At 47.7% G+C, this 19,293-nt stretch carries 14 protein-coding genes, 2 pseudogenes and 1 riboswitch; of the genes and pseudogenes, 3 read left to right on the top strand and 13 right to left on the bottom strand.

What is annotated here, in order from left to right; genetic code table 11:
- Positions 1-134 precede the first annotated feature (134 nt).
- Both EBB54_RS32570 and EBB54_RS25740 read right to left on the bottom strand, forming a co-directional pair.
- Positions 135-1,770 (bottom strand): annotated as a pseudogene (locus tag EBB54_RS32570) (IS1182 family transposase).
- A gap of 1,061 nt (positions 1,771-2,831) precedes the next feature.
- On the bottom strand, positions 2,832-3,320 hold the full coding sequence (locus tag EBB54_RS25740; protein ID WP_125129550.1) for an IS66 family transposase: 489 nt from the start codon (positions 3,318-3,320) through the stop codon (positions 2,832-2,834).
- 137 nt (positions 3,321-3,457) lie between these two features.
- On the opposite strand from EBB54_RS25740, the pseudogene EBB54_RS32565 reads away from it, so the two are divergent.
- Positions 3,458-4,066 (top strand): annotated as a pseudogene (locus EBB54_RS32565) (IS66 family transposase); the annotation flags it as partial.
- Between the two features lie 84 nt (positions 4,067-4,150).
- On the opposite strand, the gene EBB54_RS25730 reads toward EBB54_RS32565, so the two are convergent.
- The 11 genes from EBB54_RS25730 to EBB54_RS25675 form a co-directional block, all read right to left on the bottom strand.
- Positions 4,151-4,396 carry a hypothetical protein gene (locus EBB54_RS25730; protein WP_125129548.1) on the bottom strand — a complete coding sequence of 82 codons (246 nt, stop codon included), beginning with the start codon at positions 4,394-4,396 and terminating at the stop codon, positions 4,151-4,153.
- A 707-nt stretch (positions 4,397-5,103) separates the two neighbouring features.
- Positions 5,104-7,647, bottom strand: a complete 2,544-nt coding sequence (locus EBB54_RS25720) for an ABC transporter permease (protein WP_125129547.1) — start codon at positions 7,645-7,647, stop codon at positions 5,104-5,106.
- On the bottom strand, positions 7,648-8,316 hold the full coding sequence (locus EBB54_RS25715) for an ABC transporter ATP-binding protein (protein ID WP_125129546.1): 669 nt from the start codon (positions 8,314-8,316) through the stop codon (positions 7,648-7,650).
- Positions 8,317-8,411: 95 nt separating this feature from the next.
- Positions 8,412-9,503 carry a sensor histidine kinase gene (locus EBB54_RS25710; RefSeq protein WP_243127813.1) on the bottom strand — a complete coding sequence of 364 codons (1,092 nt, stop codon included), beginning with the start codon at positions 9,501-9,503 and terminating at the stop codon, positions 8,412-8,414.
- Positions 9,504-9,660: 157 nt separating this feature from the next.
- A complete protein-coding gene (locus EBB54_RS25705) occupies positions 9,661-10,506 on the bottom strand; it encodes a nucleotidyl transferase AbiEii/AbiGii toxin family protein (RefSeq protein ID WP_125129545.1) in 846 nt (281 codons plus the stop codon).
- Positions 10,506-11,102, bottom strand: a complete 597-nt coding sequence (locus EBB54_RS25700) for a type IV toxin-antitoxin system AbiEi family antitoxin domain-containing protein (RefSeq protein WP_125129544.1) — start codon at positions 11,100-11,102, stop codon at positions 10,506-10,508. The genes EBB54_RS25705 and EBB54_RS25700 overlap by 1 nt, the downstream gene beginning before the upstream one ends.
- A gap of 118 nt (positions 11,103-11,220) precedes the next feature.
- Positions 11,221-11,916, bottom strand: a complete 696-nt coding sequence (locus tag EBB54_RS25695) for a response regulator transcription factor (protein WP_125129543.1) — start codon at positions 11,914-11,916, stop codon at positions 11,221-11,223.
- A gap of 17 nt (positions 11,917-11,933) precedes the next feature.
- The gene (locus EBB54_RS25690) at positions 11,934-13,508 is read right to left on the bottom strand and encodes an AAA family ATPase (RefSeq protein ID WP_125129542.1); all 1,575 of its coding nucleotides are present in this window, start codon (positions 13,506-13,508) and stop codon (positions 11,934-11,936) included.
- Between the two features lie 98 nt (positions 13,509-13,606).
- Positions 13,607-13,882 (bottom strand): DUF3343 domain-containing protein, encoded by a 276-nt coding sequence (locus EBB54_RS25685; RefSeq protein ID WP_125129541.1) that lies wholly within the window; start codon positions 13,880-13,882, stop codon positions 13,607-13,609.
- A gap of 1 nt (position 13,883) precedes the next feature.
- Positions 13,884-15,155, bottom strand: a complete 1,272-nt coding sequence (locus EBB54_RS25680; protein WP_004082124.1) for a double-cubane-cluster-containing anaerobic reductase — start codon at positions 15,153-15,155, stop codon at positions 13,884-13,886.
- Between the two features lie 239 nt (positions 15,156-15,394).
- Positions 15,395-16,690, bottom strand: coding sequence for an ATP-binding protein (locus EBB54_RS25675; protein ID WP_125129540.1), 1,296 nt, complete (start codon positions 16,688-16,690; stop codon positions 15,395-15,397).
- A 292-nt stretch (positions 16,691-16,982) separates the two neighbouring features.
- Between EBB54_RS25675 and EBB54_RS25670 the strand changes: the two genes are divergently transcribed.
- Complete coding sequence (locus EBB54_RS25670) at positions 16,983-18,518, top strand: Na+/H+ antiporter NhaC family protein (protein ID WP_125129539.1); 1,536 nt, start codon at positions 16,983-16,985, stop codon at positions 18,516-18,518.
- Between the two features lie 28 nt (positions 18,519-18,546).
- Positions 18,547-18,706: riboswitch (TPP riboswitch) on the top strand.
- A complete protein-coding gene (thiT, locus tag EBB54_RS25665; RefSeq protein ID WP_125129538.1) occupies positions 18,705-19,271 on the top strand; it encodes an energy-coupled thiamine transporter ThiT in 567 nt (188 codons plus the stop codon). It overlaps the preceding riboswitch by 2 nt.
- The last annotated feature ends 22 nt before the right edge of the window (positions 19,272-19,293 follow it).

Below are 19,293 nucleotides of genomic sequence, written 5' to 3'. Positions count from 1 at the left end.
TAACAGCCCCTTCTTCTAAAAAGAGTAGTTTTTTTATTGAAATTAGAGATGTACTCCCCGTTGTTTTTTTAGATGGACGCACTTTCCCAGGCCCTGTCACCAGACAGGGCCTGAGTCTTTTGACTGGTCTATTTTTATGCGCTTTTCTTTAAAGGAAACAGGTGATTCCCGGTTCTGTCTCCCTGAATCTTATGGTGCAGCTTATTGATGTTATGTGCAAATGCCAAAAGTATCGCTTCTGCTTTCACATTCTGGCTCCCACGGCACAAAAATCTACGGAATCCACTGTTCTGTTTTAGTTCCCCGAAGGATCCTTCCACCTGGATACTTCGATTCATCCGGAGTTTTATCCCTTCTTCGCTTTCGATCCGCTCCAGGTCTGCTTCCCGGTATTCGAGCAACTTTTTTGATACATACAGGTTCTTGTTCCGATCCTCCAAGGGGGTCTTACAGTGGTTCCCCTTGATGCATTCCTTCTTATATGGACATCCGCCGCATTCCTGGCAGGTATAAACTGTTGTCTCCCGTTCATATCCAGTCCGGGTTTTCTCTTTTTTGATGCTTTCCTTATGTAATTTTTTCCCATTATGGCACGTGTAGGTATCCGTTGCTTCGTCATACTCCATGTTTTCTACCCGGCCGATGTCTTTTTTATATTTCCTTGTTTTTGAAATCTCATAATTTGCTGGTTTGATGTATGGCAATATCCCACTGCCGTCCAGATACCCATAATTTTCTTCGCTTTCATATCCGGAATCCGTCACTACTTTTGAATAAGAAAAGCCAAGATTCCTTTCCATAGATTTCAAAAATGGAATCAATGTTGTGGTATCCGCTGGCTGTGGTCCCAGGGTCAGCCATGAAATATATTCACTGTCTACGCCATGCTGGAGATTATATCCGGCCTTGAGCTGTCCGTTCCCCATAGCGTCTTCTTTCATCCTCATAAAAGTCGCGTCATGGTCGGTTTTGGAATAACTGTTGCGTGTTCCGCAAATATGCAGCTTTTTCGTATATTCTTTCAGTTTTTTCAGATGTCCTTCCAAAGTCTCAATGCTTTTTTTGCAGGATATGTTTTCGTTTCCCAGTGCCATGGACGAATTCAATTCCTTCCACTGCTTTCAATGCATATAATTTTTTCCGTAGCTTTTTTATATGCTTCATTTTCACCTGATTCTGATACACCGCCTTGATCCCGTAAGTCTCCTCGCAGAGTTCTACAAAAACAGCCAGTTTCTCCAATAATTTTCCCAGGTTCTTACTGACCGCTTTCTTCCATACAAAGGTATACTTGTTGGCGCATGCTTCGATCTTTGTACCGTCTATGAAAATGGTTTCTCCGGACAATTCTCCCAGTTGATACAGGAACTGGGACACTTCTGCCATGATCGGCTCTGCGCAGGAACCGAAATGCAGGGTACGAAACCTGGCAATGGTGGAATAATGGGGCGCTTTTGCCCCTTCCAGAAGCCACATGAAATTAATATCCCGGAGACAGGCCGCGGCAATCTCCCGACTGGAATAGAGATGATTCATGTAACCATAAACCAAGATCTTGAGCAGTTGACGCGGTGTCGGTTCGTTTGTGTGCCCCTCCCGGCAGTAAGTCCGATATAAATCTCCTAAAAACATCCTTTCTATAAATTGACTTAACAAACGAACCGAATCATCATCTGGAATCAAATGTTCAATATCCAGTGGAAGAACTAGTTGATAATTTTGAGGAAAACGAGTATAATCTTTATGTAAAATAAAAGTATTAATTCGCATAATTTTTATTTTACAACAGGAGCCAGATTTTTCAAGTATCTGGCTCTATTTTTTATATGTAGATAAAGAAAATTTTTTATTAAAAATAGGACTGAAGCACTATATTAGTGCAACAGCCCCCTCTACAGATCCGGACGTGCGGCTTTCCCGCATCCGGCTCCTCGCAAGGCTCATGACCTATACGACTCTGTGTTCGTATGGCATTCTTCTATGAAACACTTTTCCACTGTTCTTCCGTCACTGTGTACGGCAGTGGTTTCTCTATAAAATATTGCCTTGCGCAGCCGCCTTCCCCCTGACGGCATTACCCGCCAGCCTTAGTACTATGCAGCTGTCCGACTGCCTATATGACTTCATCTTCCTCCGTTACTTGTCCGATATACCGTTCCACTTTTGTGTTTACGGATCATATAGGCTCTCCCACAGTTGATACAATGTCATTGTACAGCATAGCTGACTCCCAACGCCGCTGTGCCATGTACCCTCTCACCTTTACGATGATACATGTGTTGCCTTCCACTTAGTAAACAGTGTCAGCACACAGGTTTTCCGTGATTTCGGCGCTAACATGCCTTATGACCCTACTGCCTAACTTCCTACGCTTGACCCGCAGTGTTACCACTGCGTATCCAAGGTTTGCTACCGATGATGTGGTTCGCATCTTATCGGACAGGATTTCCACCTGCTAAACATTGTACCCTTAGCTGGCGCACTTACTATTCACAGTTTAAATTTGCTCATACCAAATAGCCCCTCCTGTCTCGGACGGAAAATCTGTGTTATTCTGCATTTTATTTGATACGGAAAATATAGGAGTCCGGCAGAATTATTTTATGGCAGTTTTGAGAGCCAAAACGCCGGAGAGGACATTTGACTTTTAATCATTGTTTATATCATTTCCCTACTTGAAAACCGAGGTCTTTAATTGGCTGCACAAATTCCTGACTTTCAGGCAGGCATCGCATATCTCCCCAATAAGGTTAATTTCACTCCCCTGATTCTAAAGTAAACGATGCAAAAGAAACCGTATTGAAAAAATGAACAGCTATGGTAATACTTCCTTAACAGCTCATTTTTCTTTTTCTGATCCCTGCAGCATTCAGGAAGTTCCCTGAACCACGGCAGGTATGGGGCTCATTCTGATACTGGTAATCGATCCCCTGCATCTTTTCTAGAAGATAAGACAGATAACGGAATACATCCAGTTGATTCAGTTTTGCTGATTCCAACTGCGAATAAATGATCCCGCTGGCTCTCGCTCCTTCTAGCGTATCCGCAAACAGCCTGGATTTGTATCCGGTTGCAAATGGATGGATACAGGCTTCACATTCATTGTTCGAGATCGGCAGTCTTCCATCTTCCATAAAAGTATTTAGATATTTTTTCTGGTTCCGGCTGTACTGCAGTGCTTTTTTCAGTGATTCGCTCGCGGTGTATTTTTCACTGGTTTCTTCTACCCATGACCAAAAAGCCTCAAGTACCGGCTGGCTAAGTTCTCTGCGTTTCTCCAGCCACTCCTGCTGGGCTAAGTTCTGAATCTTCTTTTCAATCTTAAAGAGCTAGCCGCACAGTTCCCGTGCCTCGGCCCCCTTTAGTTCCTTTCCGGCAGAATCCAGCGGGATGCTCTCTATAATAGTAGTGGCACAGATGCGACTTATTCGAGTTCTTAGATAAGTCGCATGTACGCAGGTATTACATTGACAGCATACTTTTAGATTCCCACGTAAAGGAGATCAGCGGCTCCAAGGGTGCTGAGGGACGTGAATGGTGTGACCGCCTGTTTCAGATTGAAAAACACTTGAAAGCATTACCTTCCGAGAAGCATCTGCAAAAGCGTCAGAAACTGATCAGGCCTGTCCTGGAAGGATTTGGGGCCTGGGTAGAAGAGACTAATGCAAAGTATACTGCCAATGAATCTCTCAAAACAGCCCATATTTATACAACAAATCAGAGAAAATATCTGGAGACATTTCTGGAAGACGGGCGCATTCCGATCTCAAGCAATGACTTTGAAGCCAGTATCCGTCCATTTGCAACCAGACGCAAGTCATGGCTGTTCGCAGACTCACTGGCAGGGGCAAGAGCCAGCGGCATCGTATATATATTGGTAGAAACAGCGAAACTGAATCATCTGGATGTATTTGGCTATCTATGTTATTTATTAGAAAGTCTGCCGGATCTCGATCACCGAAACCATCCTGAATTACCGGAAGCATATCTTCCCTGGTCTGAAACATTGCCAGAAAGCTGCCGACTCAGGGATCATAGAACAAATAAGAAGTGTATGTTTAGATAAAGTATATCACGACATGCGCTTCTTTTCATTACGGTGTGTTCTATATCGCTTACGTTTTATCCTTGCATCCTTGTTGCTGCACTCCTACAGGAGTTGATTATATTTTGCCCGAAAGCTTTCCCCAATCTTCTTGCTTTTTTCTTTCCCATCTGCCGCCTTTTTTCTCCCGCATTTCCTCGACGATGGGATCAACCCACCTGTCTCTGGATCTTCCGTCTCTAAATATTTTCTTTTTGGCCTCGACTGCTTCATTTCCGGATCATGATGTGAGGTAGATTCATATAGAGCCACGGCACCATTCTTCTTGTTTACGTATCTTACGATTGACATTGGATTTCTTCCTCCCATCCATCGTTGGTACTATATATCACAACATATACCAACAAAATATCAATATAGGTATTGGTATATCAGGTTTAAAATACCACCACAAAAATGGAGGTCTACTTTTATAGAGCAATTCTCCATGTGTCAATTCTCAAAAGCCCTTATTTTTCAAAGGTTGTCACAATCCACAAATAGCTTTTCTCTTCTAAAACAATCTATTTACATAAACTGTAAATAGTAAGAAAAAAATCATCATAACAGAAGGCACCTTCCCGATGCCGCTTCTAATGGCAGCTACCTACAATGAAGAGAGCAGTGTTAATGTTATGAATGCCGCCTGAAGTACCATGCTGGAAAGGGACAATGTAATGCTCAATCTGACGGAAACGCATAAAGCGGTAAAGAATATCAAGATATCAGAACGTGAAATAAGGATGCGGTGTCATCGGCAAGGTTGTAAATGTCACAGCGGACGAACGTGTCATGGCCGGCGGCAAGGTGGATATGTCCCTGGTAAACGCAATCGCTTTTGATCCCTATACACATGGCTATTACAGGGTGGCTGAAAGAGTAGGGTAAGCCTTCAAAGACGGCCTGCAGTTAAAAAAATAACAGCAGCCATTTTCCTCATGCGCACTGCGCGCATGGGGAAAATAGCTGCCGATGCAGCCGCGCTCCAGCGCGGGTGCGCGTTGGGACGCACACCTTTTTCATTCTGAAAACCGAATCCGGTCGATCAGGCTCTGTTTCTTGAAGCTGTGATCCACAAGGTACGTCACCAACAGCTGCACTGCCAGCACCGCCAGGGTCAGCACCACCGCCGGAACCACCGGATACCGGTAGTTCATGATAGACCACATTCCGGTCTCCCTCGCCCATAGAAATGCGGCGTATCCAAGCAGGCTGCCAATCCCCAGGGACAGCGCCAGTGTCCCCAGCGTGTAGAACAGCCCTTCCATTTGCAGCATATTCACGGTCTGCCGCCCGGACATCCCGATGGCCTGCAGCATTCCCAGTTCCCGGCGTCTGACATACACGCTGTTGATCATGGTATTGATCAGGTTCAGGATTCCGATCAGGCCGAAAATCAGCAGCATTCCGTAGCAGATATAGAGCACCATTCCGATGGTCCTCCCGGCCTCCTCATAGTCTTGCGTATAAGTGTCCATTTCCACATATTCCAGATTCCCGATCAATTGCCGGACTGCTTCTTCGGCGGTCTGTTCCATTCCGGATTCCACCGTGATCTCAAAGCAGTCTGTCAGATCGGTTTCGCAAATGCTTTGAAGCGCGTCAGCCGGCATGGCAAGCCAGGTTCCGCCAAGGCTTGTGGGGCCGTTTGTGACTGCCGCAATGCGAAACTCCTTAGACAATATGTTCTCTCCGTCCAGAATTTCCATGCGGATCGTTTTGCCGGGCTTCCAGTCCTTCATCTCTTCGAACCGGTCCCGGAACCGCTCTCCCAAAATGATTCCGTTTCCCTCCGCCAGTGACGGATCCTCCAAAGACCCTTCCGCTACATAGTCCGAAAGCGCCGCAAGCGCCTTGCTGCTGATTCCTGTAATGTCACTCTGCAGCGGACTGCCGTCGTCTTCCACCGGGCCTTCCAGCCGGACGGAAACAGCCCTGTCCACATCAATGTCCGTGACTCCGTCAATCCGAAGGATCTGTTCCTTGAGTTCCTCTGTCATCGGGTTATTCTGCTGGATTCGATTCAGGGCGCGCTCCGGATACATCGGATGTGACCACGAATCCACAGATACCCGAATATCTTCCCGCAGCCTCGCTCTTGCCATGTCCTCCGGGTCCATGCAGCTGCAGAGCGCGGCCACCACCATAAACAGGATTCCCGTTGCCCCAAGTGTAAAAATCGTCATGACTGTGCGCTTTTTGTTCCTGGTCAGGTTTGTAATGGTAAGCTTGCGCGTATTGATCTCCTCATAACCCTTTCTGCACTTTCCCGACGTTTGCGCGGGTTTGCGCCTGCGGTGCCAAAGCCGTGAAATCCGCTTCCTGGCTGCTGCGGCATTGTGTTCATTTCCCTGATAGCGGAGCGCCTCTATGGCGGAAATTCCGGCCGCCGTGCGCATGGGCTTTTGCAGGGAAATGGATACCGTGGCCAGGCTGATCAGGATGCCAAACCCGATAATCCATGGCCGGATCAGATTTACTTCGCCGCTTTCTGCAATCCATTTCATCTGTTCGGCTAAAGCAGGATCGCTGCTCACACTGTATCTGGCCGACACGCGGATCATCTGCACGCCTGCGGCAAGGCCCGGAAGTATCCCCAGCGGAATCGCAAACGCCGCGACCGCAAGCCCTTCCCGGAAAACCAACTGGCGGATCTGCCGTTTTGTGGCGCCTACCGCGCGCAGCCTTCCGTACTCCTGTACTTTATCCAGCATAGACACATAGTAAATTCCATAAATCGTCAGCGCCCCTGCAAGCGCAATCATGGCCAGAACCATCCCAAGGCCGCTGTACAAAGCCGGGTCCACATAGTTTGCAAAAAGGTATTCCCGGTTCAGGTCAATGTCTCTTTTCGTAATCCCATATTCCCCGCCGAGCAGTTCGACCCGTTCCCCGATGCCGTCGGTGAGCATCCCCTCTGTGCCGGCCAGCCGAAGATAGATCCGGTATCTGTGCTCATCCGCTTCCAGCATTTCCCTGGAAAATGCATCCGAAACGAAGGAAAAATACATTTTCTCCCTCACGGAAATCTCGGAGTCCTCGAACATTCCCACGATGGTAAATTCCCGGCTCTCCCGGGTTCCGCTTTCGGTGTCAGGCCGGAATGGAATCAGAATCCGTTCTCCCACTGCCCCTTTCAGCCCCATGGCTTCCAAAATCCCTTTTGACACGACGATCTCATCCGCTTTTTCCGGAAATCTGCCTTCTGACAATTCCTGTCTGGAAAGCTCCGCCGCTTCCTGGTCAATGTACAGCATGGCAATCCGTATATCGGAATTTTGATCACAGTACATGGCTGCCACGTCCTCCCGAAGCCCCGCCTGCTCGACCCTGGCATCCTCCAAAAGCTTTTGGGCCGTCTGCCTGTCCGCATTCCGGAACATGGCGTGAAATGTGGGATAGTACCGGTTCACTGCCTCGCTCTGAATCGTGACAAATCCGAAAATGGCTGTAGGCGCCGCGGTAAGCAAAAACGTGGTCAGTGCGATGGCAGCCCCGATCAATAGATTCCTGCTTTTATTTTTCCTGAAATTGGAAAGCGCCGTCCTGCTGATCATATTCATTCAGCCCACCACCTTTCCGTCCTCAATGATGAGGGTGCGGTCCGCCATCTGTGCAATGGTCTCGTCGTGGGTGATCATAACCAGCGTCTGCCCGTATTTCGCGACGCAGCTTTTCAGCATGGCGACCACCTCCATCTCGGTGTGGGAATCCAGATTGCCCGTAGGCTCGTCAGCCAGGATGATGGCGGGGCGTGAAGCCAGCGCCCTGGCAATGGCCGTCCGCTGCTTTTGTCCCCCGGAAAGCGTGCTGGGCAGCGCTTTTAAACGGTCTTCCATGCCGATGCTCTGAATGATGTCCATCACATAATCCTTGTTCACCCGTTTTCCGTCCAGGCCGATGGGGAGCACGATATTTTCCCATACATTCAGCGCCGGGATCAGGTTGAAATCCTGGAAAATGAATCCGATCTTCCGTCTCCGAAATACCGCGAGCTGCTCATCCTGCAGGGAAAACAGATCCTGTCCGCTGATGATCACCTGCCCGCTGTCCGGACGGTCCAGTCCGCCCAGCATGTGAAGGAGGGTGGATTTTCCCGATCCGGAACGTCCCACCACCGCGACAAATTCACCGTGGCTGACTGTGATGCTCGTATGGTCGATGGCTTTGATCTGGCTGTCGCCGTCGCCGTAGTATTTTACAAGGTCGATTGTTTCTAAAATGGGCTGCATATGTGAAAGCTCCTTTCTGAATACCTTTGTTCTGTTCTCTATGTATCATACTTCGGAAACCTTACAAAAGCCTTTCAGATAAGATAACAATTTTGTTATACTGCGAATTCTGCGCTGTATTTCTTCGGAAGCATCATCCGGATCACCGTGCCCCGCCGGTGCGCCGGGACTGCGCACACATTTCCGCCCTGTTCCTCGAAGATTTTCCGCACCAGGTAGAGTCCCACGCCTGCCCCTTCCTGGCCTTCCACCTCCGGCCTTTTTCCCCTGTAAAATCGTTTGAAAATGTTCTGGTATTCGGATTTTTCAATCCCGATCCCTTCATCCTCCACCTCAATAAATATATAGGAAACCATGGGCTCCACGCGAATCGAAATCGTGCTCCCGCCGGGAGAATATTTTACCGAATTGTCCAGAACATTGGAGATCGCTTCTGCCGTCCACCGGGGGTCATGTACGATCTCCATATCGGAAAATTCTTTCATTTCTATCTCAATCTTTTTTTCCTCCGCCTTAAGGTAAACGCCGTTCACCGCCCGTACCAGGGTTGCCTTGAGACCGGCTTTCCTGGGCTCTAAGCGGATCATGTCTGCTTCTAAGCGGGACAGGTTCACCAGCGTACCCATAAGGTGGTTCAGCTTTTCCACCTCCCGTTTTCCCCGTTCCAGAAATTCCTGTTTTTCCGCCTCCGTTACCTGTGCGTCTCCTAACAGCTCCAGGCTCAGTCCCAACGCCGCTACCGGAGTTTTCAACTGGTGGGAAATGTCTGTGATCATTGCCTTTGTATTTTCCTTCTCCTCCTCCAGTTGTTTTTTGTATACCTCTGCCGCACGTCCGACCCGCTCCATCTGCTCCTGCATTTGGGACCGGATTCCGGTTTTCAGGGCGTCCGCCTCCGGCTTCTGCCTGTAACTGCCCGTTTCCAGCGCTTCCAGACAGTCCGAGATTTCCAGGTAATCCCGGTATTTCCGGCGGTATGTCAGATAGCACCAGATTCCGTTTGCCAGGATTGCTACGGCGAAAAGCGCGGCATAGTACGGAAGCGGCAGACCGGCAGGCAGCAGAAACAAGAAAAAGACTGCAATTCCTGCAGTGCTGATTCCCAGATATTTCCGCAGCTCCTGTTCCAGCCAAATGTAGCCGCGCTCCTGGGTTTTGATCATTTTTTCGACACCTCTGCCGTCCATAGATATCCCAGCCCCCTGACATTTTTGATATACTGTATACTCATAATCTTCTTTCTCAGGCAGTAACTCATAATATGAATATATTAAGAAAATAAACCTGCCTTGTTACTCAACCAGTACAGGCAGGCTTATTATAAAAATAACGGCTGACAGCATCTCACGCTTCTATATCAATCCGTTCAGCAATTTCCTCAACCGTATCCAAGAGCACATGGAATTCCAGTCCTTCTGCATAACTGTTCTCCGCCGCATAGTTCCGCCACAGCCTGTAAAGCGCAGTTTCCTCACGCATATCCCGCATGATATCCTTCCAATCTTTCAGCATATCCATGGAGCCTCGTTTGACCGCGGTATGCTCGATTGCGATTTTTAAGATATCCGTCCCGACTTTGTCCTTATGTTCTCGATAGAGAATATGCAAATCATAAAAATCCCTGGCTCTCGTATTTCCTATATTCCTGCGAATAATGGTTTCATACTTCTCAGCCAGCACTGTTTCGACGGTATAGGCCATAATCGGAACTGTTTTATCCTCAAATATAAAAGGATAATTGTATTGAACAGCCGCCGGCGTAATTTTATCTCCAGTCGTAACATCCACCTTCATAGGGCTGTTGATCTTCCCATATTTTGCGGCTATATGGATACGGAAATTATTATAGGCATCCTCTTCACGGATTGGCTCTATACGCTGATATTCAAAAATTATTCCATCGCCTATATCAATCGCCAGAATCTCCTTGAAGATTTTGACAATTTCATCTTCCTCCAACTGTATCCCGCTTACGGTTGTATCCATATCCATTGTGGTTCTGGCTCCAATCCCAATCATTGAGGATATCAGCAGGCCGCCTTTCAGTATAAAATTCTGTGCATAGGGCGATACGGCAAGCCTCTCTAAAATACGTTCAAACATTAACATATGCTGAACATCCAAAGCCCTCAGATGATTCTTTGATGCAAAATTTCGGATTGCTCCCTTTAGCTGTTCTGGTGTTTTCATTACAATACCTCTGTGTAAATCCTTATTTTTTCTTCAATTCCGAAAACTTTCCCATATTTCAGCAATTTACGAATATCCGGCCGGCCTTTGAAATAATCCTTGATTGCCTGGACGTATAGCTGCTTTTCTATTTGATTTCTGTCTTTGATCAGATCGCAAATGCAGCGCTCTTTGTCATACAGACGGATGACCGCTCCCTGCGGAGACTGTGTTTCCGTAATACCGAAATCATAAAGGCCCTTCATAACATAATGAGCCTTTATTTTTTGATTATCTCGAAGCAATCTTGAAATATTTTCTCCCTGTGGAACTGAGATATCGAATCTATGCGGAATAATGTCCGTCAATCCCCAAACATAAAGAGCCGTACCATATGAAAAAACAAGGCTGGAACACTGAACCTGAAGCAATGCAAATTCATCAATGTCAGCATCTGCCGGAACAAAAATGCCCTTTCGGATCCGTTCCAGTAAGCCGCTGTCAACATATTTTTTTATGACACCGCGGTTGATTCCAGCAGCTTCAATCTGCGAAGTCTTTACAAAGCCGTTGCTTTCAGCAGCTATTGACTCAATCTTATTATAAATTTCATCCATAGACACCGCCTCTTTACATCATGTTACATTCTTTCTTTATATTATACTTATTTAACGAATGAATGTAAACACTTTTTTGACATCAGTATGCCCTGATTCAAAAAAATACAAATTTTGATCATTTTTTCGCCACCTCTGCCGTCCATAGATATCCCAGCCCCCTGACATTTTTGATATACTCGTAATCTTCCTCCCCGGCGATCTTCTTTTTCAGGCGGCTGATCGTGACCGGAACCGTGTTGTCATCCACAAACTGTCCGTCCATATCCCATACGGCCTCCAGAATCTGCTCTTTTGAAATGATCTGCTTCGGATATTCCAGAAAATGCAACAGGAGCTGCATTTCCTTTTTGCTCAGAAGAATTTCCGTCTCCTCTTTGTATACCCGCATCTCCCGGCACTGTACCCGGATGCTCCCGGAAACCAGTATCTGCCCGTGTTCCTCCTGATCCTGCCCGATCCTGCGCATCAGCGCGTTCACCTTTGAGATCAGAACCATCAGGCTGAACGGTTTGGTGATGTAGTCGTCGGCTCCGGCGTCGTAGCCGTTTACAATATCCACTTCCTGGTCGAGAGCGGTCAGGAAAATCAGATGGACGTCGCTGGTTCTGCGGATGTTCCGGCAAAATTCCAGCCCGTCGCCATCCTCCATGGTAATGTCGCTGATGATCAGGGCGACTTCATTTTCCCGAAACATCTCCTCCGCCCGGGAAACTCCGGCGGCGCTCAGCACCTCGTAGCCTTCCTTTTCCAGCTTCAGGCTGATGCCGCGATTCAGGCTTGTGTCGTCCTCTAATAATAAAATTTTTGCCATTGTGCTTCTCGATTCTTCTACAAGGTATATGATTCAATCCGGCAGGTATGCTCCTTGGTTTTTTCATCATAGCAAAGCCCTACCAGAAGCAGGCTTCCTTTATAATCTTCCAAAGCCCTCGGATAACATTTATCCTTAATCTGCACGATGGCGCTTTCTGCGGTTCTATTCCACTTTAATTCCACCAGCAGCGCCGGCTTATCTCCGTGTTGTTTTCTTGGGATATACACAATATCCGCCCTTCCTTTTCCAGCCGGAAGCTCCTTGATGACCGTATAATAGTTGCGTGCCACATAAAATGCCAGTGAAATGGTATAGCTAAGCGCATTCTCGTCGTTATACTGCAGATAGGAAGATTCGAAATGGGCTTCTTCCACCGCCTTTGCCACCAGGGCCTCATCCTGATTCCAGACCGCATCCAGGGCAATCCTTGAATTTTTGAGCGCCTTCGATACCTCTCCCCAATCAGAATTGCTGATGGACGTAGTATATTCATTTAAAATTTCTTCATTCGGAATAAAGACCTCGCCCCTGTCACTTCGGTATCCCAGGTATCCCAGATGCACGAGCAGGGTCAGCACATCATCTCTGGAATGAAACGTCACCATGTCGTTGGTAAAGCTGCGGATATCCACCGGAACTCCGTTTTTCCCGTCCATCATCTGGAGAACCGCATCCTTCAGCCCTTCAAAATTCATGTCGATATAGGAGCGAAGGGCTTCGAACGTCTCTGTTTGATTCCAGTAAAACTGAAATTTTCCAAAGCGCATTGCACTGACTACGGAACGAGGGTTATAGACAGAGCCTGCGCCTTCCAGGCAATATCCGTCATACCATTTTTTCGTTTCCTCAAAATCCATGCCATACCGCAGGCACAGCTCCCTGACCTCGGCTTCTGTGAAACCCGCATACTCTGCCAGCGCCCCCTGAAAAACCATGGAAAATTCGTCAAACATATTCAGGGCGCTGTGGGTTCCGTATTTCTTAATCGGAAGAATCCCGGTCATATAGCACAGCGCAATGTATCCCTTGTCCTTGAGCATATCCCGCAGGAAATCCAGGTACAGCTTCTGGGCCTCCCCCTCCTGCCTGTACTCACGGAAAATGCAGTCCCACTCGTCGATGATGATGACGAAAGGGCTTTTCGTTTCATCATATAGGTCCTGCATACATCCGATCAAATCCTGCGGGTCAAAATAATCTACCTGCGGATATTCATTCATCATATCCCGGATCACCCGTTTTTTCAGCAGTTCCAGCATTTTTTCCATGGAATCCGTGCGGCTCAGGAACTCCTGCATATTTAAAAACAGCACATTATACCGGTTCAAGTTTTCTGTATAATGCTCGTCCCCAGCAATCTCAAGACCTGCAAACAGATCCGCGGAATCGCATCCCCGGCTGTAATATGCCGTCAGCATATCCGCGGTTACAGATTTTCCAAATCTGCGCGGCCTGCTCATGCTGATGTATTTTTGAAGTGAACCCATCACCTTGCTGCAATATCGGATCAGACCGGTTTTGTCTACATATATTTCTGAATTGATACATTGTGCAAACTTTTCATTACCAGGATTTAGATAGCTTCCCATTCGGCATCCCTCCTTCTGTCTATTCAGCGCGGTATTATAATGTAACTATAGCAAAGAACCTTTTCGCAGACAAGCTCTTATTTTTTTAATCTCCTCATTCAGCAAAATTTATTTCTGCGCGGATTGATCTGGCAGGGGAGGGCTGCGATGTCGTAATACTCTGCATGATGTTTCTCAATGCATTCCCGTACACGGTCGATGTCCTCCGGCTGGATCAGCAGGGACATGCCGCAGCCGAGCTCTCCCTGGATGGAACGGGGCGCAGGCGAAATACGGGAAGAAATGTGTTCTTCCCGTAATAGTTCATGCAGCAGCATTCCCTGTGTGTAATTTTGAAACAAGATATAATAATTGATTCTGCTTTCCTCTCCCATCTTATCCCAGCATCTCCACAAACGCCTGAATCCTGGTGCGGAGTTGTTCCGCGTCTGCATCCGTATAATCCGTCTCAAGCCCCAGAACCGGGATGCCTGCATCCTTCAATGCCTTTTCCACCGTATAGCCTTCCGTATCGTACAGACAGCAGAACTTTAAGTTCACGTCAATGACGCCGTCCACATCGTACTCCTTTGCCAGGCGGAGAATATCGTCCACCCGTCCGGTATTGGGCGTAAAGCAGGCGCAGTTCACTCCCATATACCGCTGGGCAATGGCCGCGTACTGCTCTTCCAGAGTGTTCTTTGTCTCGTCCACCAGATTTTCGAAATAGCGCGTGCCGGTGCAGTTCTCCTCGCATACCACCGCGGCGCCGCTGGTCTCGATGATCTGATGCAGCTTCCAGTTGGGAATCGCCATCGGGGTTCCGGAGAGCAAGATACGCTTCGTCCCTGCGGGGAATACGGACACGCCGTCGGCAATCCGCTGCTCCAGCTCGTCCGCCAGCTTGTTTGTCATCTGCGCGCAGCGCACCGGATCGTCGAAAAACGCGATCTGCATCACCAGAAGCGCATCTCTTCCGCTGATGGGGATATTCTTTGCCTTTCTCGCCTCGTACAGACGAGCCAGTGCTTTCCTCTTTTCATTGATAATATGGATCGCATCGCCCAGCTTCTCCGGGGTGATCTGATTTCCGGTAAATTCTTCGACAACATGGGCAAATGCTTTGATCTCGTCTTCCCATTTCTTCACATCCTGGGGCCGCTTCATCTGGGGCATGTCCATGATGTGCATGGGAACGTCCTGGCCCAGAATTTCCCAGGCTTTTTTCTTGCCGTCGCAGGTGGTCTCCCCTACATACATATCCGCAATCCTGAAAAATGGGCAGGTTCGTTCCAGGCGCGCGCCTACAGATGCCTTGATCAGAGGACAGGTGCTTTTCGGCAGAACCTTTTCCCCGCCCGGAACCCAGAACTGAGAACCGCCGCACAGCCCGGTCACAATGCCGTCTGCCGCGATCACCACCTCGTCCGGTACATAGACGCAGAACGTACCAAATACCTTCTGCCCTTTTTTCTGCGCCTCGATCAGCTCCGCCGGACGGATACCGTGGATGTCCGCCACCACCATATCCCAGAAGCCCATGCCCTCCGGGCGGTTCTCCTGGGAAAGGTATACGTCGCCGAATGCCGTGGGGAGCACCGCACAGAGCGCGTCGTGGGCCTCTAAATCCATTCCTAAGTCTTTCCACATTTCTGCATAATTTGCCATTGTTCTTCTCCTTTTGTTCTTTTGTAATTGCCGTTCGCGTATTTCAGTCGTCCGGCGGAAGAGCCGGATTTCCCTGGTTCTAAGTATATCTTCTATTTACGGTTGCGTCTAATTGCAAAATAACATAAGGGCAGCCGGCTTATAGATAGACTCTATAAGCCGGCTATCCAAAATGCGGCAGCACGGCCGGTACACTTTATGAATAAAACAGAAGAATGATTCGACACCCCCACACACTTTTAAATGCAAAACGCCGCATACAGCGGAACCGTCTTTTTCCCGTCTTCAAATCCAAAATTTTTCACAGAAAGCTTGATCGCATAGGCAGGCTTGTAAGCGGACATGTAAATCTTCAGGCTCTTTGCCTTCGTATTGTCTGCTGACTTTACCTCTATGGGGATCAATTTCCCATTTCTCTGGATCACAAAATCAATTTCCGCCCCGCGCTCGGATTCCCAGTAGTAAGTCTTATATTCGTTCATTATAAGCTGCGAGTTCACATAATTTTCAACCATCCCGCCCTTAAAATCGTTCAATTCCTCCACCATATAGAGGATATCGTTCGCGGCCAGATCCTTTTTCGCGCAGAGCAGCCCTAAGTCTGATACATAAATCTTAAACGCGTCGATATCCCGGTAATTCTCAAGCGGCTTTTTGATCTGTTCCACCTTATAGACCTGTGATACGATCCCGGACAGGCAGAGCCATTCGATCGCGTTCTCAAATTCGGAAGCCCGCCCTCCCTTTTTGATCAGCTTATACTGGAAACGAGTGTTCTTCTTGGAAAGCTGGACGGTAATATTATCATAGGCAAGCCGTGTTTTTTTGATTTCGTTTAGATTGTTGTACTTGCTCATATCGTTCAGATAAATTAAAAGTATCGTATCCTGTGTGTGACGGATCAAGATGTAATCCCTTGTATTTACGAACTGCATCACACATTCGGGCATACCGCCGACTATAAGGTACTGGCGGTACAGCTGCATCGCGGCGTCATGCAGTGCAGAAGGCATCGGCGTGTCGGCAGCAAAACAATTTTTGATCTGTTCCACCAGATCTCCTTCACCCATCGCAAGCATAAATTCCTCCAGGTCCATCGGATACATGGTCTTCATATCCACCTTACCGACCGGAAAAGAGAACTGTGACCTGCTCACCGCCACGCCGAGCAGACTGCCTGCCACGATGATATGATGGTCGGGAGCGTCTTCGCAGAAATATTTCAGCGAAGTCAGCGCCCTTTCACAAAGCTGCACCTCGTCAAATATGATCAGTGTCTTTTCCCGGATGATGGTCTGGCCCGCAATATGGGATAAGATCGGGATCAGATATTCCGGGCTGATATTTTCTTCAAAGGTTTCATTCAGCTTTGGATTGGTCTCAAAATTAAAATATGCCACATTCTCATAGCATTTCCGTCCAAATTCCAAAACAGCGTATGTCTTTCCAACCTGCCTTGCCCCCTGCAGGATCAGTGGTTTCCGGTGTTCGCTTTCTTTCCATTTTTCTAAATACTCCATCATTTTTCGATACATGGCAGAACCCCCTGTATTTCCGTATCATGTCTGATTGGTTTTGTAGTTGTATTACTAGTATATGATATATTCGTGTAAAAATCAATGGAATTTCTCTCTATTTTTACACTAAAACACACGAATAATATATAATTTTACATTAATCGACATGTATCAAGCTGCTCTTGGAGAAGGGCGGCAAAACAAAGCATGAAACAAAATGCATTTTTATGAATAATTATACAAATTCTATTGACGAAAACCTGAATAATCCGTATCATAGAAAGAAATATACTTTCAGGGGGATGAATATATGGATTATGGTTTTTTAAGTATGCTGCCGCCTATTGTGGCCGTAGTCATGGCCATTAAAAGTAAAAATGTTATTATGTCGCTGTTTTGCGGAGGGTTTGTGGGAACCTTGATTTTTTCCGGCGGAAATCCGTTTTCAGCAACAAAATCTATCATAGGAGATTATTTTTTTGTCCAGCTGACGGATTCCTATAATGCGGGCGTTATCGTGCTGGTCATCTTTATCGGTGGATTTATCAAGCTCATGGAGAAATCCGGCGGCGCACAGGCGTTCAGCAAAAGTGTGTATAAATTTGTAAATACAAAGCTGAAGGCCCAGCTTTGCGCCTGGCTGGGAGGAATACTGATTTTCTTCTCCGACCTGGGAACCCCTCTTCTGGTAGGGCCGGTTTTCAGGCCGCTGTTTGACAAATTGAAAATTTCCAGGGAAAAGCTGGCATGGATTCTGGATTCGACCTCATCGCCTGTGGCGATCCTGATTCCGTTTATCGGCTGGGGCGTCTATATTATGGGGCTGATCCAGGCAGAGTTTGACAATCTGAATGTATCCCAGTCGGATTACACCACGTTTGTGGAGGCGATCCCGTTCCAGGTCTACGCGATTCTGGCAATTGTAATGATTCCGCTGGTTGCTTTCACGAAAAAGGATTTTTCACAGATGAAAAAAGCGGAAACAGAGGCGGCTTCCCAGGAGTACTCCTTTGAGAACGATATGCAGGGGCAGACCGGAAAAGACGGACAGGTTTACGGTACCTCAAACGCAAAGCCTGTTATGGTGATCGTACCGATTATTGTAGTATTTGCAACCCTTTTTATTACGCTGGCCCCCCTGGGATTTCCTTTTAAAAAGGTAGACGGAAACGAATTCCGTGTCGCGCTGACGATGGGGTACTTTTATGGCGCCCTTGTTCTGATGGCGTTTATCGGCATCTTTAAGGTGAAAACATTCCGCGATACTTTTAAGATTTATGTGGACGGAATGAAGGGAATGACAGATGTGGCGGTGACACTGGTGCTTGCCTGGTCTCTTGGAAGCATGATCAGCGCCCTCGGTACGGCAGAATTTATTGTAAACGGATTAAAGAGTATGAATTTCTCGGCAGGACTGGTGCCTGCGGCCATCTTTATCTTCGGAGCCTTTGTATCCTTCTCGACAGGAAGCTCCTGGGGGACTTTCGCAATCATGATGCCGCTTGCGATTCCGATGGCCCATGCGTTTGGTATTCCTTATGCGATAGCCGTGGGGGCTGTTTTGTCAGGAGGACTGTTTGGAGACCATTGCTCGCCTATTTCGGATACCACTATCCTCTCCTCTACAGGGGCAGAGTGCAATCTGATCGACCATGTAAAAACCCAGCTGCCGTATGCCTGCGTGAACGGGGTGATTACATTTGCGGCATTTATCTTCGCTGGATTTACCAGGAGTCCTTTGGCAGCGGCGCTGGCAGTCGTGATTTTGCTGGCTGTGATGATGGTCTGGGGAAAAACGGGTGAACAGCAACGTGAAGAAGCTTCGGAATCAGATATTTCCTCTTGACTTTTTCTTCCCATGGACTTATTCTGAATAATGTACACAGGGGCGCTGTGAAACTGTTCCGGAGAGGTTTACCGCGGGAACAGGAACTGCGGGACAGTTTCAAAACGGCTGAGATGTATGTGTTTTCATACAGACCCTTTTAACTTGATCCGGGTAATGCCGGCGTAAGGAAAGGAGAATTTCATAATGTCACAAATTCATTCTGTCACAGGCGGAAGTACGTCTTCTGCCGTCAGGAAACTCGTTTTTTCTGCAATGGGGATCGCTCTTGCGATGGTCACTTCCTACATCAAAGTATGGGAGATGCCGATGGGCGGTTCTGTCACACTGTTATCCATGCTGTTTATCTGCCTGATCGGATACTGGTTCGGCGCAAAATATGGGATTATTACCGGAGCCGCATACGGACTCCTTCAATTTGTTGTTGATCCGTATGTACTTTCGATCCCCCAGGTGCTTTTTGATTATCCGTTTGCGTTCGGCGCACTGGGATTGTCAGGCTTTTTCAGCAATCGGAAATATGGGCTTCAGATCGGATATGCGGTCGGAGTGCTGGGCCGGTTTGCCTTCTCCACGCTGTCCGGGGTGATTTTCTTTGCCGCCTACGCGCCGGAAGGCATGAATCCGTGGGTGTATTCTTCCCTGTATCAGGGCACCTACCTGGGCACGGAGGGGATCGTGACGCTGGTCATCATTTCCCTGCCGCCTGTCACTAAGGCGCTGAACCTGATTCATAGACAGGCTTCCGCATGAAAGCTTGCTGCAAGGACTGAAT

It is taken from the genome of Schaedlerella arabinosiphila (assembly GCF_003885045.1).
GTDB lineage: Bacteria > Bacillota > Clostridia > Lachnospirales > Lachnospiraceae > Schaedlerella > Schaedlerella arabinosiphila.
Note: the sequence above shows the minus strand (reverse complement) of the source record. Positions and strands in the feature narration are given on the sequence as shown.